Here is a 23,381-nt window from a genome sequence, read left to right as displayed (position 1 = left end):
AGCAAAGGTCTTAAACTCATTCATTTTGTTCGCGCTGATGGGATGACTAAAACGCTGCCTCGCGGCCGACCTGTGTGCGGCCCGGAGACCGATCATGGATCAGAATTCGCCCACTACCGCCGGTAACGGCGCCCGGGCTCGTAGTGGCAGCGCGAAAGCGCGCAACGCTGCGACGAAGGCCAACGCTGCGGCCAAGGCGCGAAAAAAGCCGGCGCTCAACGGCCACGCTCCCAACGCTCCCGAGCTGAATCAATCAGAATTGCTCAATGCCTTGCACGCCATGCAGGCGGGTGATTTTTCGGTGCGTTTACCCGGAAATAAAATCGGCGTCGCGGGCAAGATTTGCGATGCGTTCAACACCATCGTCGCCGCGAACCAACGTATCGCGCAACAGCTCGAGCACGTCGGCGAAGTGGTGGGCCATGAAGGCAAGACGCGCACCCGCGTTCGTTTCGGCCTGTCCGACGGCGCCTGGGCCGACATGGAAGGTTCCGTCAATGCCCTGATCGATGATTTGCTGTGGCCAACAACCGCCGTTACCCGCACGGTGACCGCGGTTGCACGCGGCGACCTGCTGCAGACCGTGCCGTTGGATGTCGATGGGCGGCCGCTGAAGGGCGAATTCCTGCGATCCGCCAACATCGTCAACACGATGATCAAGCAACTCAGCATCTTCACCTCGGAAGTCACGCGCGTGGCGCGCGAGGTCGGCACCGACGGCAAGCTCGGTGGCCAGGCCGCGGTCCCCGGGGTCTCGGGCACGTGGGCCGACCTCACCGAGTCGGTGAACTCGATGGCGGCCAACCTCACCGGCCAGGTCCGCAACATCGCGCAGGTGACGACCGCGGTCGCCCAGGGCGACCTGACCCAGAAGATCACCGTGGATGCCCGCGGCGAGATCCTGGAGCTCAAGGACACCATCAACACGATGGTCGACCAGCTCGGCTCGTTCGCCGACGAGGTCACGCGCGTCGCGCGTGAGGTCGGCACCGACGGCTCGCTCGGCGGTCAGGCCGAGGTCGAGGGCGTCCGCGGCCGCTGGCGTGACCTGACCGAGAACGTCAACCAGCTCGCCTCGACCCTGACCACGCAGCTGCGCGCGATCGCCGAGGTCTCCACCGCCGTGACGCAGGGCGACCTGACGCGCTCGATCACCGTCGAGGCCCAGGGCGAGGTCGCCGAGCTCAAGGACAACATCAACCAGATGATCGCCAACCTGCGCGAGACGACCCAGATCAACGTCGAGCAGGACTGGCTGAAGACCAACCTCGCGCGGATGGGCGGCATGCTCCAGGGCCAGGGCGACCTCGGCCAGGTCACCAAGCTGATCATGAGCGAGCTGACGCCGCTGGTCACCTCCCAGCACGGCGCGTTCTTCCTGGTCGAAGGCGAGGAAGAACCGGACCTGCGGCTGGTCGCCTCCTACGGCGGCGGCGACGGGTCGGCCTCCAAGAAGCGCGATCGCTTCGCGCTCGGCGAAGGCCTCGTCGGGCAGGCCGCGGTCGAGGCCAAGCCGATCCTCGTCGAGGATATTCCCAAGGACTACATCAAGGTCAAGTCGGGCCTCGGTGAGGCGCGGCCGCGCAACATCATCGTGTTGCCCGTCGTCTTCGAGGAGCAGGTGCTCGGCGTCATCGAGCTCGCCTCGCTGCAGGCCGTCAGCGAGATCAACCGGGCCTTCCTCGAGCAGATCACCGAGACGATCGGCGTCGTGCTCAACACGATCCGCGCAAACATGCGGACCGAGCAGCTGCTGGCCCAGTCGCAGTCGCTGGCCCGTGAGCTCCAGGCCAAGAACGTGGAGATCGAGTCCGCCCGCGCCGGCCTGGAGGAGAAGGCGACACAGCTCGCGCTCTCCTCCAAGTACAAGTCGGAGTTCTTGGCCAACATGAGCCACGAGCTGCGCACGCCGCTGAACTCGCTGCTGATCCTCTCCCGCCTGCTGGCCGACAACGACGAGGGCAACCTGTCGCCCCAGCAGGTCGAGTTCGCCACCACCATCCACTCGGCGGGCAACGACCTGCTCGCGCTGATCAACGACATCTTGGATCTCTCCAAGGTCGAGGCGGGCAAGATGGAGCTCGACCTCGGCGCGGTCGCACTGGCCGACATCTGCGAGGACGTCGAGCGCTCGTTCCGGCCGGTCGCCGAGGAGAAGGGCCTGACGTTCGCGATCGAGCTCGACGACGCGCTGCCGGCCTCGATCGTCACCGATGAGCAGCGGCTGCAGCAGGTGCTGCGCAACCTGCTCTCCAACGCCTTCAAGTTCACGCCGACCGGCACGGTGGCGCTGCGGGTGCTCAGAGACGCCGACGAGCGGATCTCCTTCGCGGTCGCCGACACCGGCGTCGGTATCGCGCCCGACAAGCTCGCGTCGATCTTCGAGGCCTTCCAGCAGGCCGACGGCACGACGTCGCGCAAGTACGGCGGCACGGGCCTGGGCCTGTCGATCAGCCGGGAGATCTCACGCCTGCTTGGCGGCGAGATCCGCGTCGCCTCCAGCGTCGGGGACGGGTCGAGCTTCACGCTCGTCCTGCCGCTCGCCCACCGCACCGGCACCGACGGCGCCCAGCTCGAGCCGCCGGCCGAGCCGCCGCTGGCCGCGCCCGCAGAGGCGACGTCGGAGTCTGCATCGCTGCTGCCCTACGACGGCGTCGAGGACGACCGCGGCGCGATCGTCGCCGGCGACCGCGTGCTGCTCGTCATCGCTCACAACGCCGGCCACGCCCAGGGCGCGCTGGCGGTGGCGCGCGAGCACGGCTTCAAGGGCCTGGTCGCGCGGCGCACGCCGCTTGGGCTCGCGCTGGCCCGTGAGTACCGGCCCGACGCCGTCCTGGTCTTTGCCGGCGACGGCCGCGGTGAGCGGCTGCTCGGCCAGCTCAAGTCCCACCCCGAGACGCGCCATCGCCCGGTGGTCGTGGCCGGCCCGGCGGGTGGGCGGCTGGCGGCGCTGCGCGCGGGCGCCGCGGCCTACGTCGACGAGGCGGAATCGCGAGAGAGCGGCGCGGGTGGGGGTGCGGCTGCGCTGGCCGCCCTCGATGCGCTCGAGCGCCTGAGCACGCGCCGCGTCAAGCGGCTGGCGATCGTCCAGGAGGGCGACGGTCTCGATGTCGACACGCTGGAGCTGCTCGGCGCCGGCGACGACGTCGATGTGACGGTCCTCGCTCCCGACGGCGCTGTCGAGCAGCTGCACACCGGTGGGATCGACTGCGCGGCGCTCGTCATCCGCCCGGGCGCCAAGTGGCCGCTGGACATCTTGCTGACGCTCGAGGCTGAAGGTCTGCGGCCCGAGCTGCCGATCGTCCTGCATGTGCCCGACGCGCTCGCGCCCGAGGAGCGCGTCGCGCTCGAGGCGGCCGCCTCACCCCTGGTGGTCGCCAACGCGGCGTCGGCCGACCGCCTCATCGACGAGACCGCGCTCTACCTGCACCGGCTGGAGACCCAGCTGCCGCAGCCGACGCGCAAGCTGCTGGCCAAGCTGCGCACCGCCGACCAGGTCTTCCACGGCAAGCGCGTGCTGATCGTCGACGACGACATTCGCAATGTGTTTGCCTTGGCCAGCGCGCTGGAGACGCGGGGCATGAAGGTGGCCTTCGCCGAGAACGGCCGCGAGGGCATCGAGCGGCTGCGCGAGCAGCCCGACACCGACCTGGTGTTGTTGGACGTGATGATGCCCGAGATGGATGGCTATGAGACGGCGCGGGCGATCCGGGCGATGCCGCGCTTCGACGCGCTGCCGATCATCCAGCTGACCGCGAAGGCGATGAAGGGCGACCGCGACAAGTCGATCAGCGCCGGGGCCAGCGACTACGTCACCAAGCCGGTTGACGTCGAGCAGTTGTTGTCGCTCATGCGCGTCTGGTTGCATCGCTGATGGTGGAGGTCGAGCCTGCACGGATCCTGCTCGTCGACGACCGGCGCGAGAACCGCATCGCGCTGCAGGCCGTCCTGGAGCCGTTGGCGGTCGACGTCGTCGAGGCCGAGTCCGGCGAGCAGGCGCTCCGGGAGGTGCTGATCCAGGACTTCGCGGTGATCCTGCTCGACGTCCAGATGCCGGGCATGGACGGCATCGAGACGGCGGAGATGATCAAGGCGCGCGAGCGCAGCCGCGACGTTCCCATCATCTTCCTGACCGCGGCCGAGAGCGACCTCGCCGAGGTCTTCGCCGGCTACGAGGCGGGCGCGGTCGACTACCTCCTCAAGCCGTTCGATCCGCTGGTGCTGCGCTCCAAGGTGAAGGTCTTCGCCGACCTCGACCGTCACCGCCGGCAGCTGCGCCGCAGCGACGAGCTCGTGCGCAACGCGTTCGCGGCGGCGCCGAGTGGGATGGCGCTGTGCGACCTCGACGGGCTCGCGTTGCAGGTCAACCCGGCGCTCGAGCGCCTCAGCGGCCGGCCCACGGCGCTCCTGGAGCGCGCGCCGATCCACGACGTCTTGCACGAGCGCGACCGGCCCGCGCTGGTCGAGCGGCTGGCGGCGGCGGCCACGCTGGGCGACGGCGGCGAGCCGTGGTCGGCGCACGTCGTCGGCGCCGACGGCACGCCGTGCCCGGTGACGATCAGCGTCGTCGCGGTGCGCGACGTGCACGGCTCCTCACAGCAGTTGTTGGTGCAGATGGCCGACGAGCGCGACCGGCGGATCGCCGCGACCCTGCAGCGCGCGCTGCTGCCCGAGCAGCTGCCAAGCGTCGTCGGCGTCTCGCTCGCCGCGCACATCGCTCCCGGCGCGGGTGGCACGCGGGTCGGGGGCGATTGGTATGACGCGATCGCGCTGCCTGGTGGGCGGCTCGGCATTGTTGTCGGAGATGTCGCCGGCCATGGCGTCGACGCCGCCGCGCGGATGGGAGAGCTGCGCTCGGTCGCGCGCGCCTACGCGCTGGAGGGCCACGGGACGGTCGCGCTGGTCGAGCGCATGAACGGCTACCACGCCGCGCTGGGCGCCGACCTCATGACCACCATGGTGTTCGCGATCCTGGAGATCGACTCGGGAACGCTGCGCTTTGTCAACGCCGGCCACCCGCCGCCGCTGATCGTGGAGGAGGACGGCACGACGCGGATCATCGAGGGCGCCGGGCCGCCGCTGGGCGTCATGGACACCTGGCGCTACGAGGAGCGCGTGGCGACGCTCGCGCCGGAGATGACCGCGATCCTCTACACCGACGGGCTGGTCGAGCGTCGCGGTGAGCGGTTGGACACGGGCCTTGGCCGCCTGCGCGATGCGGTCGCCGCAGGCGGCAGTCCCGAGGAGATGGTCGCTGCGGCCCTGGAGGCCACCGACGCCGAGGCGGCCGACGACGACGTGACGCTCGTCGTCGTGCGCGGTGAGGCGCGGCTCGGCCGCGTTGCGCGCCTCAGGCTCTCGCCAGATCCTGACGCGCTCGTCTCCCTGCGGCGGCTGACGGCGCGCTGGCTGCGCGAGGCCGGCGCCGAGGCTGACGAGACGCACGACCTCGTGATGGCCGCCAACGAGGCGTGGCAGAACGCGCTGGAGCACGGCACCCAGTTCGCGCGCGCGACGGTCGGCGTCGACCTCGAGGTCGACGCGCACCACGAGGTGACGATCACCGTGCGGGACCCGGGCCCGCCCTCACGCCTCTCACGCCCGGCCTCGGATCCCGACCGCGGCCGCGGCGTCGAGCTCATGCGCGCGCTGGCCGATGAGGTCACGCTGGAGCTCGCACCGCACGGCTCGACGGTCCGGCTGCGGCGCGCGCTGCGAGTCGGGCATGGCCCAGCCGCGGGGGGTGAGCAAGACGGCGTCCTACACTCAAGTTTCGAGGGTGTCGAGTGAAAGGGGTTCCCTTGCCCCATATGCGTCTGTCTGGCTCCTCCTCTACGGAGGGTGTGGAGCTGCGTCGAACAAGGGAGGGGAAGGGTGATGGTGTGCTCGCGACGCGTGCCTTCGCCGCGGGGGACACGGTCATGGTCGGGTTCCTGGTGGGGCCGCTGACGGGCAACGACTCGCATGCCACGCAGGTCGGGCCGGCGCGGTGGGCGCGGCATGGCGGGCTCGGGCCGATGGTCAACCACTCGTGCGAGCCGAACTGCGGCGTGCGGCTCAACGCGGGGGAGGCGTTCGACTTCGTCGCGCGGTGGCCGATCGCCGCCGGCGACGAGCTGACGTTTGACTACGCGATGCGGAACTTCACGATCGACCACTTCCCAACGGTGTGCCTCTGCGGCGCCGAGTGGTGCCGGACGTCGGTGACGGGGTGGAAGGACCTGCCGGCATCGCGCAAGGCTGCCTATGGCGACCTCGTCGCCCCGTATCTGCGCGCGATGGACGCCGTCGCCGTCGGCTAGAGCCCGACCGGGTGGCGCACGGTGAAGCCCGCGTAGGAGCGGGCGTTCGCCGGCTGCCAGCGGGTGCCGGTGTTCTGGCGGCCGCTGGTGTCGAAGCGCAGGCCCGCGACGACCATGAAGGTGTGGCCGGCGTTGGCGAAGATCGTCACCCACTTGCCCGGACCGGGCTTGCCGAAGCCCATCAGCGTGCCGGAGGTCTCGGGGCCCTTGAGGTAGCCGGCGGCGGCCAGCGCGTAGGAGACCGAGCCCGAGCAGTCGTAGGCGGAGTCGGTCCAGATCTCGCCGGCGACGCGGCCGTGGCCGCCGCCGTAGACGTAGGGCTTGTGCGCGACGTCGTTGGCCGCGTGCATCAGCGCGACGAGCTTGCGCGGCGCTGTGTCGGGGATGATGGCCAGCCCGCTGGAGTCGATCGCGGCCTGGTCGAGGTTGGCACCGCCCTTGCCACCGTAGGCCTCGCGGAGGTCGGCGGCGACTTGCGCGTCGGTGGGCGCGCTGCCGGCGGGCGTCTTGGCGTTGGGCTTGGCTACCGCTGCGGGATGGGTGGCGGGTATCGCCGTGGCTCGCACGCGGCCTGCCGGATCCGGCGGCGGCAGGTACGGCGCGCCCACCCTCCAGGCCTGGACCTCGCCGCTCGACGTGCTGCCGCCGCACGCGCTGAGCAGCGCGGCGCAGAGGAGCAGGCAGGGGAGGGCGAGGCGGCGGAGCATCCAGCCGGAAGTATCGGCATCTGGACGCGTTAACTCCAAGGGGTACCGTTCCGCGCCATGTTGCGCGCACTCGTCCTGTCTGCCACCGCGCTCTGCGCCGTCTCCGGCGTAGCCATCGCTGCCACCTCGCTTGGGACGCCTGGACCGGGCACAAGGGTGGCGGGTTGCCCCGTCCTGCCGGCCGCCGATGCGTTCAACCGCGACATCTCCACGGCGCCGGTCGACGCCCACTCCGACGCCTACGTGCGCTCGATCGGCCTCGACGCCCGCCTCCATCCGGACTTCGCCTCCAAGACCTACGGGATCCCGTTCAAGGTGGTGGCCAAGTCCCAGAAGCGCGTGCCGATCCACTTCACCGACTACGGGGATGAAAGCGACAAGGGCCCCTACCCGATCCCGGCCTCAGCGCCGGTCGAGGGCGGCTCGGACCGTCATGTCATCGTCCTTCAGCGCGGCACGTGCATGTTGTATGAGTTGTTCGGGGCGCAGAGACTGTCCCCACCCGCCCGTGGCTGGAACGCCGCCTCGGGCGCGAAGTTCGACCTGCGCTCCGGCAAGCCGCGCCCGAAGGGCTGGACCTCGGCCGACGCCGCGGGCCTGCCGATCTTCCCGGGCCTCGCGCGCGCCGACGAGGTCGTCGGCGCCAAGTCCATCACCCACGCGCTGCGCGTCACCGTGCCGCGCACGCAGAAGGCCTACGTGTCGCCCGCGCGGCATCTCGCCTCTAGCGACACCGACCCCGATCTGCCGCCGATGGGCCTGCGCTTGCGCCTCAAGGCGTCCTTCGACCTCACGCCCTTTCACGGCCAGGCGCTGGTCATCTTGAAGGCCTTGAAGCGCTACGGGATGATCGTCGCCGACAACGGCTCGCCGTGGTACATCACCGGTGCGCCGGACCGTCGCTGGAACGACGACAACCTGCACACGCTTGGCCAAGTTCCCGGATCGGCGTTCGAAGCTGTGCAAAGCGGCCCATTGGTCCGCGGCTAGGCCAGATCGACCGTGCGGTGAGCTAGCTTGGCTGGCCGTGGGAGGCTTCAACGAGGCACATGTGCGTCGTGTGATGTGGCGCGCCGGCTTCGGCGCGACCGAGCACGAGGCCGCCAAGTGGGCGCATCGTGGCCGTGGCGAGACGCTGCGCTGGCTGCTGTCGCCCAACGGGCGCGAGGCGCCACTGCTGCCCGGCCCCAAGCCCATGGCCTTGGACCCGGCCAACGAGTACGGCCACGACGTCCTCTGGTGGATGGACCGCATGGTCCGCACCACGCGGCCGCTGGAAGAGAAGATGGTGCTCTTCTGGCACAACCACTTCGCCACGCGCGACCAGGACACGCCGTTGATGCTGCGCCAGAACGCGGTCTTTCGCCGCGGCGCGCTCGGCTCGTTCCCGGCGCTGCTGAGCAACGTGATGGAGGACCCCGCGATGGGGTCGTTCCTCAACCTGATCGGCTCCTACAAGGACGAGCCCAACGAGAACTTCGCGCGCGAGCTGATGGAGCTCTTCACGCTTGGCGAGGGCAACGGCTACACCGAGTCCGACGTCCGCGAGGCCGCCCGCGCGCTGACCGGCTACGTCGAGGGCAAGCGTGCCGGCGGCGTCCTGCTGACCACGCGCTTTGAGCCCAAGAACCACGACGGCGGCACCAAGCGGATCTTCGGCCACAAGGGGCGCTTCGGCCCGCACGACGTGCTCCGGCTGGTGGTCTCCAATCATCACCATCCTGAGTTTTTGGTTCGCAAGCTGTGGTCCTACTTCGTCGACGAGCCGCTGGACAAGAGCACCCGGCTGCGCCTGCAGCGCGTCTACACCGGCTCACAGCATCACCTCAAGCCGGTCGTCGCCGAGATCCTCGACCATCCCAAGGTGTATGCCAACTTTGACGGCCCGTCGATGGTCAAGGCACCGGTCGTCGCGATCGCCGGCATGCTGCGCGCGACGCGGCTCGGGGTAAAGGTCGACGACTGGACCTGGGTCACCTCCGGCATGGGCCAGACGCTCTTCTCGCCCCCCTCGGTGGCCGGCTGGGAGTGGGGCCCGGCGTGGATGTCGTCCAACGGCATGCGGATGCGCTTCGTCGCCGCCAACGTCGCGCTGTCGCAGCCGGGCCTGAAGGTCGAGGACGGCGACACGCCGGTCGACCTCAAACCGGCCGAGCAGCTTTCCCGCGCGATGGCCGCGCTCGGCCACCCGTGGGCGAGCGCGCGCACGCGCAAGGGCCTGCTCGCGCTCGCCAAGGGCTACGACGCCATGGCCGGCCAGAAGTGGCAGCGCCAGGTCGCCGCCGACATGACCCAGCGCGCGATGCGCCACCTCCTGCTCTCCGCCCCCGACGCCCAGGTGCATTAACTCGATGCCTCGCTTCCGCGCGCACGCCGCCTGTCAGGACTTCCATCGCGCCAGCGAGGCCGCGCGACGCGACGTGCTGACGCGCCGCCAGATGCTCAAGTGGGGCATCGGCGCGGGCGTCACGGTCTACGCGGCCAACATGCTGCCGACGGCGCACCTGCTCGATGCCGCGGCGGCCGAAGCTGCCGCCGCGCCCGACGCGCCGATCCTCGTCTCGGTCTTCCTTCCCGGTGGTCTGGACCTGCTCGACACGCTGATGCCGCTCGACCAGGAGGGCGCGCTGCGCGACCTGCGCAGCGGCGTCTCGCCCGCGGCGCCGCTGGCGCTGGCGGGCACCTCGCTGGGGCTGCATCCGTCGCTGTCGCGCGGCCCGGGCGGCGGCCTCAAGGGGCTCTTCGATCGCGGGCAGATCGGCTTCCTGCCAGGCATCGACTACGCCAACCCCAACCTGTCGCACTTCGCCTCGCGCGCGTTCTGGGAGACGGGCATGGTCTCCCAGCAGTCGGTGTCGGGCTGGCTCGGCCGCTGGCTGGATCGCCACGGCAGCGCCGACAACCCGCTGCAGGGGCTGAGCGCCGGCTACGGCCTCTCCCCGACGCTGCGCGCGGTCAACGCGCCGGTCGCCTCGATCTCCGATCCGGGCGACGCGGAGCTGTCGATGTGGAGCGTGTGGGGCGACTGGGGGACCGCGGCGGTCGACGCCTACGCGGCGCTCTCGCGGTCGGGGCGGGCGGGGCCGACATCTGCGGGGCCGGCCTCGGCTGCGCGCGCCGCGCGCCTGGCCCACTCGGTCTCGGCACAGCTCGCACCGTTTCGCAAGAAGGACGACACGTCTCCCGACCCGCTCGCGGGGCCCGTGACCTACCCGGAGAACAACGACACCGCCGATCGACTGAAGGTCCTCGCCGGGCTGATCGCCCAGCCGCTCGGGATCCGGATGGCGACCGTCGACGCCGACGGCGAGTTCGACACCCACGAGGGCCAGGCCCAGACGCTGGACCGCGACCTCGGCGCCGTCGGCGAGGCGCTCGCCACCTTCCAGGCCGATCTCGAGGCGCGCGGCGTCGCCAATCGCGTGCTGACCTTCGTGTGGTCGGAGTTCGGCCGCCGGCCGGAGGCCAACAAGTCCGGCGGGACCGACCACGGCGCCGGCGGCGTCGCATGGGTCCAGGGTCCGCGCGCGCTGGGCGGGGTGCTGACCGAGTACCCCTCGCTGACCGACCTCGATCGTGAGAAGAACCTCAAGGTGACCGTCGACTTCCGGCGCGTCTACGGCAGCCTGCTGGGGCAGTGGATGGGCACCGACCCGGCCGAGGTCATCCCGGGCGCGGGGCAGTTCGGGCAGGTCGCGCTGGTTCGCAGCTGATGCTCGCGCAGGACGTCCCGCCCGCGGCGGTTCACAGCGCTCGCGCGCCGACCGCGATCGGCATCGGGGAGCGCGAGTTCGCCATCGCCGTCTACCGCCCGCGCGTCCATCCTGGCGCGTTGAAGTTCAACATCAAGAATCTGGGCGAAGACGTGCACGACCTTGTCATCCGGCGCAAGGGTCGGCGCGTGGCAGGCCTGACGGCGGTCGTAAAGCCGGGCAGCACGGCGACATTGCGCCTGACGCTGCGGCGGATCGGGAGCTATCAGCTGGTCTGCACGATCGCCGACCACGAGGCGCGCGGCATGCGCGCGACGCTGAAGGTCGTCCGCTGAGGGAAAGCCGATGATTGAGGGATGGCCGGAGAGGTGACCCTTCTCGTACCGCCGCACGCCGTGCCCCGCCTCCCTCATGATCTTGACCCCCACCAGCACCGACATCCTGCTCGCCTTTGCTCCCGTCCCCGACGCGGTGCGGGCCGCGCGCCACTCGCTGCGTGAGCGTGGCCTCAGCCCGGACCTCGATCACACCGTGTCGCTGCTGACCTCCGAGTTGGTCGGCAACGCCGTCCGGCACGCCGGTCCGCTGAACCCGGCTGAGCGGATCGTCTTCCACGCGCGGCTCACCGACGATCATGTCCGCGTCGAGGTGGCCGATCATGGACCGGGCTTCGACCCCGAGATCCGCCACGAGACGGCGGGCTTCGGCCTGCGGCTGGTCGACAAGCTGGCGTCGCGCTGGGGCGTGGAACGGACCGCCCGCGGGTGTCGCGTGTGGTTCGAGGTCGATCGCCGCAGCGGGCGCTTCGACCGCGACGACTGAGCGGCGCGGCAGTCCAACGTCCGCATCCGCGGTTGCGACCGCGTACAGTTTCTTCGCGTATGCCCGTCCGCCGGGACCTCCGCCCGCTGCTCATCGTCGCCGTTCTCGGCGTCGTTGTGGCGCTTGCGGCGACGATCACCGGCCTCGACACGGGTCTGTTGCTGCTGTCGCCGGCGTTGGTGCTGCTGGTCCCGCTGCTGGCCGGCCGCTACGTCGGCGCCGACACGCTGGAGCGGCTCGCCGCCCGGCGCTCGCGGCCGCATCGCCGCGTGCGCCCGGCCTCCGCGCCGCGGCCGCGCCCGCGGCCCCGCGCCACGCTGGTGCGCGGCGGCCGCCTCCTCGCGGCCGCGCTCGCCGAGCGCGGGCCGCCGCTCACGGTCACCTGATCCATCGCTGATCGCTCCTGCGATCGCTGATCGACCCTGTGCGCCGATGCCGGCGCGCGGGCTGACCGTTGTCGAGCCATACCAAGGACATTAAGAACATGAAGCGCATTACCTTTGCCTCCGTGGCCACACTGGCCACCGTTGCCGCACCCGCCGTCGCCGAGGCCCACGTCACCGTGCAGCCCAAGATGGCGGCTGCCGGCTCCTACGTGGTGGAGGACGTTCGCGTCCCCAACGAGACCGACGACGCGGTCACCACCAAGGTCGCCGTCCAGTTCCCCGCGGGCTTTGCCGAGGCCTCCTACCAGACGGTCCCGGGCTGGTCGGTGAAGGTCGTCAAGGAGCAGCTGGCAACGCCGGTCAAGACCGACGACGGCGAGGTCACCGAGGGCGTCAAGACCATCACCTGGACGGCGGCGTCTAAGGCCGACGGCATCGCGCCGGGGCAGTTCCAGGACTTCCCGCTCTCGGTGCAGATTCCCGGCAAGGCCGGTGACACGTTGACCTTCAAGGCGCTGCAGACCTACAGCGACGGGACGATCGCCCGCTGGATCGGCGCGCCCGATGCCGACAAGCCCGCACCGCAGGTGCAGGTCACGGCAGCGGCTGCCGACCACGCTGCGGCGGCGCCGGCAGCCGGGGGCGACACGGCGACGACCGAGAACACCTCGGCGCCTGTCACAGCCGTCAGCAGCACCGACGACTCCGACTCCGACACCCTCGCGATCATCGCGTTGATCGTCGGCGCGCTCGGCCTCTTGGCCGGTGGCGCCGGCCTCACGTCCGCGCGCCGACGCGCGTAGCTCACCGCACCCGCGCCGCGGCGTTTTCACCGTCGCGGCGCGGGGTCCCCTCTCCCTACCCTTTGGACTGACCCCACCATGTCCCAGCAGAACACCCCCACCAAGCGCGAGCGTCGCGACGCTGCGCGCGCACAGCGCCTCGAGCACGAGCAGGCCGCGGCGGGCGTCGCCGCGCGGCGCAAGCGCCTCACCCAACTCGGCGCGCTGCTCGCCGCCGCGGTCGTCATCGTGATCGTGGCGATCGCCGTCTCCTCCGGCGGTTCGTCCAAGAAGTCCTCCGGCGCCGGTGCCGGCGGCGCGCTGCAAGGCGTCGCGGCGACCAAGAGCCTCATCGGCGGCATCCCGCAGCAGGGCATCACGCTCGGCAACGCGAACGCGCCGGTGACGATCGTCGAGTTCGCCGATCCCCAGTGTCCGTTCTGCAAGGAGTACACCTTGAACGAGATGCCGGCGGTGGTGCAGAAGTACGTGCGCACCGGCAAGGCCAAGATGGAGCTGCGCCTGCTGACCTTCATCGGGCCCGACTCGGTGACGGCGGCCGGCGTGCTCAGCGCCGCCGGGCAGCAGAACAAGCTCTGGAACAGCGCCGACCTGCTCTACCGCAACCAGGGCGAGGAGAACTCGGGCTACGTGACCGACGCCTTCCTCACCAAGGTGCTCACCGGTGCCGGCGCGGATGCCGCCAAGGCGATTGCGGGCGCTGGTTCCTCGGCGGTCAGCCAGGAGATCGCCGCCGCCAAGACGCTGTCTGACCGCTATGGCGTGACGGGGACGCCGACGATCCTCGTCGGCCCCACGGGCGGCCAGCTCAAGACCGACGGCGAGGGTCAGCCGACCGCCGCCGGGGTTGGCAAGCTGGTCGACGCGGCGCTCGCCGCCAAGGGCGGTCGGTGAGCGACCGCGCGCTGCGCACCGCCGGGCTCGTCCTGGCGGTGCTGGGGATCGGGATCGCCGGCTACCTGGTGTACGTGCACTACGCCGACATCGATCCGGTCTGCAACATCGCGCACGGCTGCCACAAGGTGCAGACCTCCGACTACGCGAAGCTCGCTGGCATTCCGGTGGCGCTGCTGGGCCTGCTCGGCTACATCGCGCTGCTCGGCGCGCTGCTCGCGCCCCAGGGCGAGACCGCGCGGATGGTCGCGGCGCTGGTCGCGCTGGTCGGTTTCGGGTTCTCGCTGTACCTGACCTACCGCGAGCTCTTCACCATCGACGCGATCTGCCAGTGGTGCGTCGGGAGCGCGATCCTGATGACGGGGCTGGCGATCGTCTGCACGCTCCGGCTGCTGCGCGAGCCGGCGGCGGTCGCCATGCCGGTCGCTGACGGTCCGGCAGACTGACATCCCGCGGCACATCCGGCATGACAGGCTTGGAGGTCGCATGAGCCGCCGTCTGACCCTGTTCTCCGTCCTGGTGGGCGCCGCCGCGGCGATCGTCCTCGCGGCGGTCCTCGTCTCCAGCAACGGGTCGAATCCGACCGCGCCGCGCGCGCCGTCGGTCCGCGATGTCACGTCCATTCTGCGTGGGATTCCGCAGAACCGACTCACGCTCGGCAATCCCAAGGCGCCGGTCCTGCTCGTCGAGTTCGCCGACTTGCAGTGCCCGTACTGCCGCCAGTTCGCCGCCGAGTCGTGGCCGGACATCGTCGCGCGCTACATCCGCACGGGCAAGGTCAAGATGGAGCTGCGGCTGACCGCGATCCTCGGCGAGGACTCCGCGAAGGCCAACAAGGCGGTGATGGCCGCCGGTCTTCAGAACCGGATGTGGGACGCGTCGATGCGCTTCTACGACGTCCAGGGCCAGGAGAACAGCGGCTACGTGACCGACCGCTTCCTGCGTGGCGTGCTCGGCGGCGTCCACGGCCTCGACCTCTCGCGGGCCATGAAAGCGCGGACTTCGGCAGCGGTCCGCGACGAGCTCGGGGCGGTCTACAGCCTGCAGCGCCGGTACGCGGTCAGCTCGACGCCGACGCTCATGATCGGGACCGACGACACGGATCTGACGCCGGTCGCGCCGGGCGTCGTCTCGGCCGAGGACCTGGCCAAGGCGATCAACGCGACGCTGCTCAAGACGGTCTGACATGCGGCTTGCGGCGGCTACGTAGGGTGCTACCCTACGTAGCGTGCTGAAGAAGACCAGCATCTACCTCGACGAGGAGCTCGACCACGGGCTTGCGCGGAAGGCGGCCGAAGAGGGCGTCACGAAGGCGGAGTTGATCCGCCGGAGCCTGGAGGGCGTAGTGGCCAAGCCGCGGCGCCCGAAGGCCAAGGGCATCGGGATGATCAAGGGTCCCGTGCCGCATGACCTCGCCGAGAACGCGGAGAGGTACATGGATGGTATGGGCGAGAGTTGAGCGTCGTCCTCGACACGAACTTCCTCGTCGCGCTGTTCGTCGAACAGAGCTCGCGACATGCCGAAGCGATGGATTGGTACGTCGAGACCGACGAGGATCTCATCACGACGCCGCTCGCGCTCAACGAGATGGACTACCTCGTCACAAAGTACGGTGGCGAGCCGGCGGCGCGCGTCCTCTGGGACAACTTCGACGATGGCGCCTTCGGTCTTCGCTGGTGGGCTGAAGGCCTGCACGAAACGATCCGCATCGCCCGCCGGCATCCCTTCCTCGGACTCACCGATGCCTCCTTGGCCGCCCTCGCCGGCATCTTGCGCACCAACCGCATCGCCACCTTCGACCAGCACTTCCGCTCCGTCTTGACCCCCGACGGGGAGCCCTTCGTGGTGCTTCCCGACGATCGCTGAAAGGACCACGACCCCATGGCTCCCCACAACCACCCCAACTCGTTCGACGCCCGCGGCACGCTGAAGGTCGGCGACCGTGAGCTGACGATCTTCCGTCTGAACGCGCTGCAGTCGAAGTTCGACGTCGCGCGGCTGCCGTTCAGCCTCAAGATCCTGCTCGAGAACCTCCTGCGCACCGAGGGCAACGGCGCGGTCGACGCGGCTGACATCGAGGCGCTCGCCACGTGGGACGCCAAGGCCGAGCCCTCCAAGGAGATCGCCTTCACGCCCGCGCGCGTGGTCATGCAGGACTTCACCGGCGTGCCCGCCGTCGTCGACCTCGCCGCGATGCGCGACGCGATGGCCGACCTCGGCGGCGACCCCGCCAAGATCGAGCCGCTCGTCCCCGCCGAGCTGGTCATCGACCACTCGGTGCAGGTCGACGAGTTCGGCACCCGCACCGCGTTCGCGTTCAACGCCGAGCGCGAGTTCGAGCGCAACCAGGAGCGCTACGAGTTCCTCAAGTGGGGCCAGGACGCGTTCGAGACCTTCAAGGTCGTCCCGCCGGACACCGGCATCGTCCACCAGGTCAACTTGGAGTACTTGGCGCGCACGGTCTTCGTCGACGACAAGTCGAACACCGCCTATCCCGACACGCTCGTCGGCACCGACTCGCACACCACGATGATCAACGGCCTGGGCGTCCTGGGCTGGGGCGTCGGCGGCATCGAGGCCGAGGCCGCGATGCTCGGCCAGCCGATGTCGATGCTGATCCCGCAGGTCATCGGCTTCAAGCTCGGCGGCGAGCTGCCCGAGGGCGCGACCGCCACCGACCTCGTGCTGACCGTCACCGAGATCCTGCGCAAGAAGGGCGTCGTCGGCAAGTTCGTGGAGTTCTTCGGCCCGGGCGTCACGGCGCTGCCGCTGGCCGACCGCGCGACGATCGGCAACATGAGCCCGGAGTTCGGCTCGACCTGCGCGATCTTCCCGATCGACGCCGAGACGCTGCGCTACATGGCGTTCAGCGGTCGGCCGAAGGAACTCATCGACCTGGTCGAGGCCTATGCCAAGGAGCAGGGCCTCTGGCACGACGAGCAGGCCGAGGAGCCGACGTTCACCGACGTCGTCGAGCTCGACCTCTCGACGGTCGAGCCGTCGCTGGCCGGCCCGAAGCGCCCGCAGGACCGCATCGCGCTCAGCGGTGCGAAGGAGGGCTTCCGCGCCTCGCTGGCCGAGCTGCTCGGCGAGGACGAGGCGGCCGACCTCGGCCACGGCCACGACGAGGCGATCGCCGAGTCGTTCCCCGCTTCGGACCCGCCGGCCAACGGCGCGCCCGGCCACTCGCCCGATCCCCACGACGCCGACGACGCGCCCGCGGGCGCCGTGGCGGCGGGCACCGTGATCGCGGAGCGCTCGGCGACCGCCGTCCACACGGCGCTCGACGGCGAGGAGTTCGACCTCGACCACGGCCACGTCGTGATCGCTGCGATCACCTCCTGCACCAACACCTCCAACCCGTCGGTGATGCTCGCCGCGGGCCTGCTGGCCCGCAACGCGGTCGCCCGCGGGCTGACGCGCGCGCCGTGGGTCAAGACGTCGCTGGCGCCGGGCTCCAAGGTCGTCACCGAGTACTACGAGCGCGCCGGGCTGACCGGTGACCTCGAGGCGCTGGGCTTCAACCTGGTGGGCTACGGCTGCACGACCTGCATCGGCAACTCGGGCCCGCTGCCGGACGAGATCAGCGCCGCCGTCCAGCAGGGCGACCTCGCGGTCACCTCGGTGCTGTCGGGCAACCGCAACTTCGAGGGGCGCATCAACCCCGACGTCAAGATGAACTACTTGGCCTCGCCGCCGTTGGTGGTGGCTTACGCGATCGCCGGGACCATGGACATCGACTTGATCGGAGAGCCGCTGGGCCGCGACGCCGGCGGCGCCGAGGTCTACCTGAAGGACATCTGGCCCTCGACGGCCGAGGTCGCGCGCACGGTGGAGGAGGCGGTGCAGTCCGACATGTTCCGCTCCTCCTACGGCCAGGTCTTCGACGGCGACGCCAACTGGCAGGGGCTCGAGGTCCCGACCGGCGACCGCTACGCCTGGAGCGAGGACTCCACCTACATCGCCAAGGCGCCGTACTTCGAGGGCATGGAGGCCGACCCGTCGCCGGTGCAGGACATCGTCGACGCGCGGGTGCTGGCCAAGTTGGGGGACTCGGTCACGACCGACCACATCTCGCCCGCGGGCGCGATCAAGAAGGACGGCCCGGCCGGCGCGTACCTCCAGGGGCGCGGCGTCGAGCCCAAGGACTTCAACTCCTATGGGTCGCGGCGCGGCAACCACGAGGTGATGATCCGCGGGACGTTCGCGAACATCCGCCTGCGGAACCAGCTCGCGCCGGGCACCGAGGGTGGGGTGACCCGCCACCTGCCGGACGGCGAGCAGACCCCGATCTTCGAGGCCAGCGAGCAGTACCTCGCCGACGGCATCCCGCTCGTCGTCCTCGGCGGCGCCGAGTACGGCTCGGGCTCCTCGCGCGACTGGGCGGCCAAGGGCACCAACCTGCTCGGCGTCCGCGCCGTCATCGCGGTCTCCTTCGAGCGCATCCACCGCTCCAACCTGGTGGGGATGGGCGTGCTGCCGCTGCAGTTCCCCGAGGGTGAGACCGCCGACTCACTCGGCCTGACCGGCGAGGAGCAGCTCACGATCACCGGCTTCGCCGAGCCGCTGAACGCCGGCGACCTGCCGCGCGAGGTCGACGTGCAGGCCGGCGACATCTCCTTCAAGGCTCGCGTCCGCATCGACACGCCCAAGGAGGCCGACTACTTCCGCCACGGCGGCATCCTGCGCTACGTGCTGCGCCAGCTGCTGGCCGACGCGGCGTAGGAGCACATGGGCGGCGGCCCGGCTCGGGCTGCCGCCTCAGGCCACGGCGCTCGCGGAGGCCGCGGACCCGCCCGCCCGCCGCCCCGCCACGCGGATGGCGTCGAAGAGGGCGCCGACGTCGATGGCCTTGTCGACGATTCCCGACGCTCCGGCCTCTAACGCCGAGCGTTGCGTGGCGCTGTTCGGGTCGGCGGTGTAGAGCAGGACCGACGGCGGGTCGGGCTCGGCGCGCAGCGCGCGGCAGAGCTCGATGCCGTCCTCTTCGCCCAGGCGATGGTCGAGGACGACGACGTCCGGGCGCGTGCGGCGCAGCAGGACCCACATCCGCTCGCCGTCCTCCGCGCCGCCCACGCAGCGAAAGCCGGGCTCGGCACGGAGCACGGCTTCAAGCCCTGCACGGAGGACGGGGTGGTCGTCGACGACAAGTACGCGGATCATGGGGAGGGGCCAAGCACTCTGATCGAGGCGGCAGCCCGTGTCGGTACGGGTTCCCGCACCATCTGCAACGGCGAAACGCGCCGGAGGTTACGGCCGTGCGCAAGCGATCGCGTCACCTCCATGAGCCCACACAGCCCGTCGAGGGACGACTGATGGCCGCAGAGCGACCGCGAATCGTCCCTCGACGCCGCCAGGGCGCGCGATAGCCTGCCGCGGATGGCCCTCCCCGACGTCCTGCGCAGCCTGCTCACCGCCACCGGCCCGTCGGGCTATGAGACCGCGCCGGCCAAGGCCTTCGCCGCCGCCTGCGCGCCGTTTGCCGAGGTCCACACCGACGTCATGGGCACCGTGACGGCCCGCGTCAGCGGCACCGGCGAAGGCCCGACCGTCGCCGTTGTCGGCCACATCGACGAGATCGGCCTGATCGTCACCCACATCGACGACAAGGGTTACCTCGCCGTCATCGGCGTCGGCGGCTGGGACCCGGGCATCCTCGTCGGCCAGCGCGTCGAGGTCAGCACGCGCGACGGCGTCATCCCCGGTGTCGTCGGCAAGAAGCCGATCCACCTCCTCAAGCCCGAGGAGCGCAAGACCGCGGCCGAGATGAAGGACCTGCACATCGACATCGGCGCCAAGGACGGCGACGAGGCCAAGAAGCTGGTGCGCATCGGCGACGTCGCGGTCATCGCCGGCGATCCCGTCGAGCTGCCCAACGACCGCGTCATCGCCCGCGCCATGGACAACCGCCTTGGCTGCTTTGTCGCCTACGAGGCCGCGCGCCTGGTCGCCGAGGCCGGCGTCGCCGCCGGCGATGTCGTCGCGGTCGCCGCCGTCCAGGAGGAGATCACCTTCGCCGGCGCGCGCACGTTCGCGCACGCGGTGCGCCCCGACGTCGCGATCGTCGTCGACGTGACCCACGCGACCGACGCACCCGGCGTCGACGAGCGCGAGAACGGCAGCCACCCGCTCGGCTCGGGGCCGGTGATCGAGCGCGGCTCGATCATCCACCCGCAGATCTCCGACCTGCTGCTGGAGACCGCCGAGGCACAGGAGATCCCGCACACGCTCTCGGCCTCGGCGCGCTTCACGGGCACCGATGCCGACGCGATCCACATCAGCCGCTCAGGCATCCCGACCGGCCTGATCAGTCTGCCGCTGCGCTACATGCACTCCCCGGTCGAGCTCGTGCAGCTCGACGACGTGCTCAACGCCGCCAAGCTCGTCGCGGCGTTTGCCCACGGCCTGGCGGCAGGGACCTCCTTCGAGCGCTAGCCCTTGTTGTTGCTCTTCGACATCGACGGCACGCTGCTGCTCAAGGCGTCGCGTGAGCACGCCGAGTCGATCCACGCCGCCCTGCGCCGGATCCACGAGCTCGAGGAGATCCCGGCCGGCAAGGTCGAGGCCGCCGGCCGCACCGACGACGCGATCGCCCGCTCGATCCTGACGCTGGCCGGCGTACCGGCCGAGCGCATCGACGACCGTGCGCGCGACGTCCGCGCCATGGCCTGCGCCGACTACGCCCACCGCTGTCCCGACGACCTGTCGGCGCACCTGGCGCCCGGCGTGCCGGAGGTGCTCGACCTGCTTGCCGCGCGCGACGACGTCGACCTCGCGCTGCTGACCGGCAACCTCGAGTGCGTCGCGCGCGTCAAGGTCGACCGCGCCGGCATCGGCCATCACTTCGCGCGCGGCCAGGGCGCCTTCGGCTCGGACTCCGAGGACCGCAGCGACCTGCCGGAGATCGCGCGCGCCCGCCATGCCGTCGACGGTCAGCCGTATCCGAGAGAGCAGACCGTCGTCATCGGCGACACGCCCCGCGACATCGCCTGCGCGCGCGCCGACGGCGTCCACGTCATCGCGGTCGCGACGGGCCCGTTTCGCCCGTCTGACCTCTCCGGCGCCGACGTCGTGATCGACATGGCCCGCGAGATCCCCGCCGCGCTGGCGCGGATCCCCGGGCTTGTCCCCTAACTAGGTCCGCGTCAGCTTCTTGTAGGTGATGCGATGCGGCCGGTCGGCCTCGTCGCCGAGCGTGTCGTGGCGCCACTGCTCGTAGGCCTCGAAGTTGCCCTCGAACCACGTCACCTTCGAGTCGCCCTCGAACGCGAGCACGTGCGTGGCGACGCGATCCAGGAACCAGCGATCGTGGGAGATGACCACCGCGCAGCCGGCGTAGTTGAGCAGCGCCTCTTCGAGCGCGCGCAGCGTGTCGGTGTCGAGGTCGTTGGTCGGCTCGTCCAACAGCAACAGGTTGCCGCCGGTGCGCAGCAGCTTGGCCAGGTGCACGCGGTTGCGCTCACCGCCCGAGAGCATCTTGATCTTCTTCTGCTGCTCGGCCTTCTTGAAGTTGAACCCGCTCGTGTACGCGCGCGAGTTCATGACGCGCGTGCCGACCGTGATCTGCTCCAGCCCGCCGGAGATCTCCTCCCAGACCGACTTCTCGCCGTCGAGCGAGTCGCGGCTCTGGTCGACGTAGGAGATCTGCACCGTGTCGCCGATGCGCATGGTGCCCTCATCGGGCTCCTCCTGGCCGGCGATCATCTTGAAGAGCGTGGTCTTGCCCGCGCCGTTGGGGCCGATGACGCCGACGATGCCGCCGGGCGGCAGATCGAACTCGAGGTCGTCGATCAGCAGCTTGTCGCCGAAGCCCTTGCGCAGCTTGTCGGCCTGCACGACGACGTTGCCCAGGTGCGTGGCGATCGGGATGTGGATCTGGACGTCGTCGAGCTTGATGTTCTTCTCTTCGGCGACCAAGGCCTCGTAGTTGGAGACGCGCGCCTTCTGCTTGGTCTGGCGGCCCTTGGGGTTCTTGCGGACCCACTCGAGCTCGGCCTTGATCACGCGCTCCTTGGCCAGGTCGCGCCGCTCCTGCATCTCCAGGCGCTTCTCCTTCTGCTCCAGCCAGGCGGTGTAGTTGCCCTCATACGGGATGCCGCGGCCGCGGTCGAGCTCGAGGATCCAGCCGGCGACGTTGTCGAGGAAGTAGCGATCGTGGGTCACGGCCACGACGGCGCCCTTGTAGTCAGCCAGGTAGCGCTCCAGCCAGGAGACCGACTCGGCGTCGAGGTGGTTGGTCGGCTCGTCGAGCAGCAGCAGGTCAGGAGCGCTGAGCAGCAGGCGGCAGAGCGCGATGCGGCGGCGCTCACCGCCCGAGAGCTTGGTGACGTCGGCATCCGACGGCGGGCAGCGCAGCGCGTCCATCGCGTAGTCGATCGTCGTGTCGAGGTTCCAGCCGTCGACCGCGTCGATCTTGGCCTGCAGGTCGGCGAACTCGTCGGCGGTCTCGTCGGTGTAGTTGGCCGCCAGCTCGTTGAAGCGATCCATCAGCGCCTTGACCCCGGCGACGCCATCAACGACGTTCTCGCGCGCGGTCTTGGTCTCGTCGAGCTCGGGCTCCTGCTGGAGCATGCCGACGGTCGCGCCGGGGGCGAGCATCGCCTCGCCGCTGCGGAAGTCGGTGTCGATGCCGGCCATGATCTTCAGCAGCGTCGACTTGCCCGCGCCGTTGTAGCCCAGCACGCCGATCTTGGCGCCCGGGTAGAAGGCCAGCGTGAGATCGTTGAGCACCGTCTTGTCGGGCGGGTGCAGCTTCGACAGGCGGTGCATGGTGAAGATGTATTGAGAGGACACTGGCTTGCAGGATAGGACCTCTGCGCATGCCGAGCCTGTCCGAGAAGGGAGCCAAGAACCGGTAGGGCTTAGCTCGAACGGCCCTTGGCACCGGGCAGGCTGGGGTCGGTAACGTGTTGTGGTCATGCCCGGGGTGATCCTCGACATAGAGCAGCAGATGCTCCTGCTGGAGATTGAGCCGCCGTTCGAAAAGCGCGACGTGCAGCTCGCCCGTCGGCGTATGGCAAAGCGCTGGCACCCGGACATTGCGCCGAGCGGCAAGCAGTTCGAGCACGAGCGTCACTTGAAGGCGATCAACGAGGCTGCCGACCATCTCGAGCGCCTCGCGGAAACCTCGCGCGGTGGGAAAGTGTCGCGCAACGCCGTCAAGGTGAGCGCGGCTGCGGCGCGTCAGGCGCGCGAAGAGGCCGGCAGACGCGCTTATGAAACCGAGCAGCGCGCACGCGAGCATGCCGCCGACCGCGCGCGCAACGATCCCTTCGGCAGCCGGGTGCCCGATCACTCGGTGGTGCACCGCTACGCACGCTGCGTGTCCTACCCGGAGTGGGGGGTGGGGACCGTAGAAGGCATCTACTTCACGGGCGATAGCGAGCAGGATGAGGACGTGCAGCAGTGGGCGCGCGTCAAGTTCAGCCATGGCATGAGGACGGTGCCGGCTGGCAGCATGAAGTTCGTTGATTTCTCAAAGCCCGACCCAGCGGAGGAGCGCGTGGAGCGCTTCATGACGGCAGCACAGCGGGCGATGGGCGAAGGTGAGTACGTGCTCGCCGCGCAGCGGCTCGTGTACGCGCGCGATGCCGAACCGCGCAACGTGGGCGTCCTGCGGCTGATGACGCTGGCGTTTTGGCAGGCAGGCAATCTGGATGCTGCGGCGCGCTCCGTTCGCGATTGGGCACGTGTGGACGGCGAGCGTCCTGCCCCCCACCGCTTCGCCGCGCGCATCTACGAGGACATCGGGGCG

Annotated in this window: 23 protein-coding genes; 19 read left to right on the top strand and 4 right to left on the bottom strand. The window is 70.2% G+C overall.

Going from position 1 to position 23,381, the window contains the following annotated elements; translation table 11 throughout:
• Window positions 1–307: 307 nt before the first annotated feature.
• Complete coding sequence (locus tag VGO10_RS03165; RefSeq protein WP_327465068.1) at window positions 308–664, bottom strand: hypothetical protein; 357 nt, start codon at window positions 662–664, stop codon at window positions 308–310.
• On the opposite strand from VGO10_RS03165, the gene VGO10_RS03160 reads away from it, so the two are divergent.
• The 3 genes from VGO10_RS03160 (at window position 653) to VGO10_RS03150 (ending at window position 6,302) form a co-directional block, all read left to right on the top strand.
• Window positions 653–3,874, top strand: a complete 3,222-nt coding sequence (locus VGO10_RS03160; RefSeq protein WP_327465066.1) for an ATP-binding protein — start codon at window positions 653–655, stop codon at window positions 3,872–3,874. The two genes, VGO10_RS03165 and VGO10_RS03160, sit on opposite strands and share 12 nt — an antisense overlap.
• Entirely contained in the window at window positions 3,874–5,790 is a 1,917-nt protein-coding gene (locus VGO10_RS03155) for a SpoIIE family protein phosphatase (RefSeq protein ID WP_327465064.1), read from the top strand. The genes VGO10_RS03160 and VGO10_RS03155 overlap by 1 nt, the downstream gene beginning before the upstream one ends.
• A gap of 92 nt (window positions 5,791–5,882) precedes the next feature.
• Window positions 5,883–6,302: an SET domain-containing protein-lysine N-methyltransferase gene (locus tag VGO10_RS03150; protein WP_327465062.1), complete on the top strand. Its 420-nt coding sequence runs from the start codon at window positions 5,883–5,885 to the stop codon at window positions 6,300–6,302.
• Here VGO10_RS03150 and VGO10_RS03145 read toward each other — a convergent pair.
• Window positions 6,299–7,009: a hypothetical protein gene (locus VGO10_RS03145; protein ID WP_327465060.1), complete on the bottom strand. Its 711-nt coding sequence runs from the start codon at window positions 7,007–7,009 to the stop codon at window positions 6,299–6,301. The two genes, VGO10_RS03150 and VGO10_RS03145, sit on opposite strands and share 4 nt — an antisense overlap.
• A gap of 57 nt (window positions 7,010–7,066) precedes the next feature.
• On the opposite strand from VGO10_RS03145, the gene VGO10_RS03140 reads away from it, so the two are divergent.
• The 13 genes from VGO10_RS03140 to VGO10_RS03080 all read left to right on the top strand — a co-directional run bounded on the left by VGO10_RS03140 (window position 7,067) and on the right by VGO10_RS03080 (window position 18,352).
• Window positions 7,067–7,999, top strand: a complete 933-nt coding sequence (locus VGO10_RS03140; RefSeq protein ID WP_327465057.1) for a hypothetical protein — start codon at window positions 7,067–7,069, stop codon at window positions 7,997–7,999.
• A gap of 37 nt (window positions 8,000–8,036) precedes the next feature.
• Entirely contained in the window at window positions 8,037–9,356 is a 1,320-nt protein-coding gene (locus VGO10_RS03135) for a DUF1800 domain-containing protein (RefSeq protein ID WP_327465055.1), read from the top strand.
• A 4-nt stretch (window positions 9,357–9,360) separates the two neighbouring features.
• Window positions 9,361–10,722, top strand: coding sequence for a DUF1501 domain-containing protein (locus VGO10_RS03130; protein ID WP_327465053.1), 1,362 nt, complete (start codon window positions 9,361–9,363; stop codon window positions 10,720–10,722).
• Complete coding sequence (locus VGO10_RS03125) at window positions 10,722–11,057, top strand: cupredoxin domain-containing protein (RefSeq protein WP_327465051.1); 336 nt, start codon at window positions 10,722–10,724, stop codon at window positions 11,055–11,057. Before VGO10_RS03130 ends, VGO10_RS03125 begins: the two co-directional genes overlap by 1 nt.
• Window positions 11,058–11,133: 76 nt before the next feature.
• On the top strand, window positions 11,134–11,544 hold the full coding sequence (locus tag VGO10_RS03120) for an ATP-binding protein (protein WP_327465049.1): 411 nt from the start codon (window positions 11,134–11,136) through the stop codon (window positions 11,542–11,544).
• 59 nt (window positions 11,545–11,603) lie between these two features.
• The gene (locus tag VGO10_RS03115; RefSeq protein WP_327465047.1) at window positions 11,604–11,930 is read left to right on the top strand and encodes a hypothetical protein; all 327 of its coding nucleotides are present in this window, start codon (window positions 11,604–11,606) and stop codon (window positions 11,928–11,930) included.
• A gap of 98 nt (window positions 11,931–12,028) precedes the next feature.
• A complete protein-coding gene (locus VGO10_RS03110; protein WP_327465045.1) occupies window positions 12,029–12,733 on the top strand; it encodes a YcnI family protein in 705 nt (234 codons plus the stop codon).
• 78 nt (window positions 12,734–12,811) lie between these two features.
• Window positions 12,812–13,627: a DsbA family protein gene (locus tag VGO10_RS03105; protein ID WP_327465043.1), complete on the top strand. Its 816-nt coding sequence runs from the start codon at window positions 12,812–12,814 to the stop codon at window positions 13,625–13,627.
• On the top strand, window positions 13,624–14,073 hold the full coding sequence (locus VGO10_RS03100; RefSeq protein ID WP_327465041.1) for a vitamin K epoxide reductase family protein: 450 nt from the start codon (window positions 13,624–13,626) through the stop codon (window positions 14,071–14,073). The genes VGO10_RS03105 and VGO10_RS03100 overlap by 4 nt, the downstream gene beginning before the upstream one ends.
• A 40-nt stretch (window positions 14,074–14,113) precedes the next feature.
• Window positions 14,114–14,812, top strand: a complete 699-nt coding sequence (locus tag VGO10_RS03095; protein WP_327465039.1) for a DsbA family protein — start codon at window positions 14,114–14,116, stop codon at window positions 14,810–14,812.
• A 46-nt stretch (window positions 14,813–14,858) separates the two neighbouring features.
• Window positions 14,859–15,086: a CopG family transcriptional regulator gene (locus VGO10_RS03090; protein ID WP_414642197.1), complete on the top strand. Its 228-nt coding sequence runs from the start codon at window positions 14,859–14,861 to the stop codon at window positions 15,084–15,086.
• Window positions 15,083–15,493: a type II toxin-antitoxin system VapC family toxin gene (locus tag VGO10_RS03085; RefSeq protein WP_327465035.1), complete on the top strand. Its 411-nt coding sequence runs from the start codon at window positions 15,083–15,085 to the stop codon at window positions 15,491–15,493. The genes VGO10_RS03090 and VGO10_RS03085 overlap by 4 nt, the downstream gene beginning before the upstream one ends.
• Window positions 15,494–15,508: 15 nt before the next feature.
• Entirely contained in the window at window positions 15,509–18,352 is a 2,844-nt protein-coding gene (locus VGO10_RS03080; RefSeq protein ID WP_327465033.1) for an aconitate hydratase, read from the top strand.
• Window positions 18,353–18,388: 36 nt separating this feature from the next.
• Here the strand turns inward: VGO10_RS03080 and VGO10_RS03075 are convergent, their stop codons facing one another.
• Window positions 18,389–18,790, bottom strand: coding sequence for a response regulator transcription factor (locus VGO10_RS03075; protein ID WP_327465031.1), 402 nt, complete (start codon window positions 18,788–18,790; stop codon window positions 18,389–18,391).
• A gap of 216 nt (window positions 18,791–19,006) precedes the next feature.
• On the opposite strand from VGO10_RS03075, the gene VGO10_RS03070 reads away from it, so the two are divergent.
• Together VGO10_RS03070 and VGO10_RS03065 are read left to right on the top strand one after the other, a co-directional pair.
• Complete coding sequence (locus tag VGO10_RS03070) at window positions 19,007–20,062, top strand: M20/M25/M40 family metallo-hydrolase (protein ID WP_327465029.1); 1,056 nt, start codon at window positions 19,007–19,009, stop codon at window positions 20,060–20,062.
• Window positions 20,063–20,065: 3 nt separating this feature from the next.
• Window positions 20,066–20,761 (top strand): haloacid dehalogenase-like hydrolase, encoded by a 696-nt coding sequence (locus tag VGO10_RS03065; protein ID WP_327465027.1) that lies wholly within the window; start codon window positions 20,066–20,068, stop codon window positions 20,759–20,761.
• Here VGO10_RS03065 and ettA read toward each other — a convergent pair whose 3' ends face one another.
• A complete protein-coding gene (ettA, locus tag VGO10_RS03060) occupies window positions 20,762–22,420 on the bottom strand; it encodes an energy-dependent translational throttle protein EttA (RefSeq protein WP_327465025.1) in 1,659 nt (552 codons plus the stop codon).
• A gap of 124 nt (window positions 22,421–22,544) precedes the next feature.
• On the opposite strand from ettA, the gene VGO10_RS03055 reads away from it, so the two are divergent.
• The coding region (locus VGO10_RS03055; RefSeq protein ID WP_327465023.1) for a hypothetical protein at window positions 22,545–23,381 on the top strand (837 nt) is incomplete at its 3' end.

The sequence above is a fragment of the Baekduia sp. genome, from assembly GCF_035996765.1.
Classification (GTDB): domain Bacteria; phylum Actinomycetota; class Thermoleophilia; order Solirubrobacterales; family Solirubrobacteraceae; genus Baekduia.
Note: the sequence above shows the minus strand (reverse complement) of the source record. Positions and strands in the feature narration are given on the sequence as shown.

Excerpts from the sequence above, each read along its gene's own strand:
- VGO10_RS03160 (WP_327465066.1), top strand. The coding sequence starts at position 653 with ATGATCAAGCAACTCAGCATCTTCACCTCGGAAGTCACGCGCGTGGCG.
- VGO10_RS03155 (WP_327465064.1), top strand. The coding sequence starts at position 3,874 with ATGGTGGAGGTCGAGCCTGCACGGATCCTGCTCGTCGACGACCGGCGC.
- VGO10_RS03145 (WP_327465060.1), bottom strand. The coding sequence starts at position 7,009 with ATGCTCCGCCGCCTCGCCCTCCCCTGCCTGCTCCTCTGCGCCGCGCTG.
- VGO10_RS03140 (WP_327465057.1), top strand. The coding sequence starts at position 7,067 with ATGTTGCGCGCACTCGTCCTGTCTGCCACCGCGCTCTGCGCCGTCTCC.
- VGO10_RS03130 (WP_327465053.1), top strand. The coding sequence starts at position 9,361 with ATGCCTCGCTTCCGCGCGCACGCCGCCTGTCAGGACTTCCATCGCGCC.
- VGO10_RS03125 (WP_327465051.1), top strand. The coding sequence starts at position 10,722 with ATGCTCGCGCAGGACGTCCCGCCCGCGGCGGTTCACAGCGCTCGCGCG.
- VGO10_RS03120 (WP_327465049.1), top strand. The coding sequence starts at position 11,134 with ATGATCTTGACCCCCACCAGCACCGACATCCTGCTCGCCTTTGCTCCC.
- VGO10_RS03115 (WP_327465047.1), top strand. The coding sequence starts at position 11,604 with ATGCCCGTCCGCCGGGACCTCCGCCCGCTGCTCATCGTCGCCGTTCTC.
- VGO10_RS03110 (WP_327465045.1), top strand. The coding sequence starts at position 12,029 with ATGAAGCGCATTACCTTTGCCTCCGTGGCCACACTGGCCACCGTTGCC.
- VGO10_RS03105 (WP_327465043.1), top strand. The coding sequence starts at position 12,812 with ATGTCCCAGCAGAACACCCCCACCAAGCGCGAGCGTCGCGACGCTGCG.
- VGO10_RS03095 (WP_327465039.1), top strand. The coding sequence starts at position 14,114 with ATGAGCCGCCGTCTGACCCTGTTCTCCGTCCTGGTGGGCGCCGCCGCG.
- VGO10_RS03080 (WP_327465033.1), top strand. The coding sequence starts at position 15,509 with ATGGCTCCCCACAACCACCCCAACTCGTTCGACGCCCGCGGCACGCTG.
- VGO10_RS03075 (WP_327465031.1), bottom strand. The coding sequence starts at position 18,790 with ATGATCCGCGTACTTGTCGTCGACGACCACCCCGTCCTCCGTGCAGGG.
- VGO10_RS03070 (WP_327465029.1), top strand. The coding sequence starts at position 19,007 with ATGGCCCTCCCCGACGTCCTGCGCAGCCTGCTCACCGCCACCGGCCCG.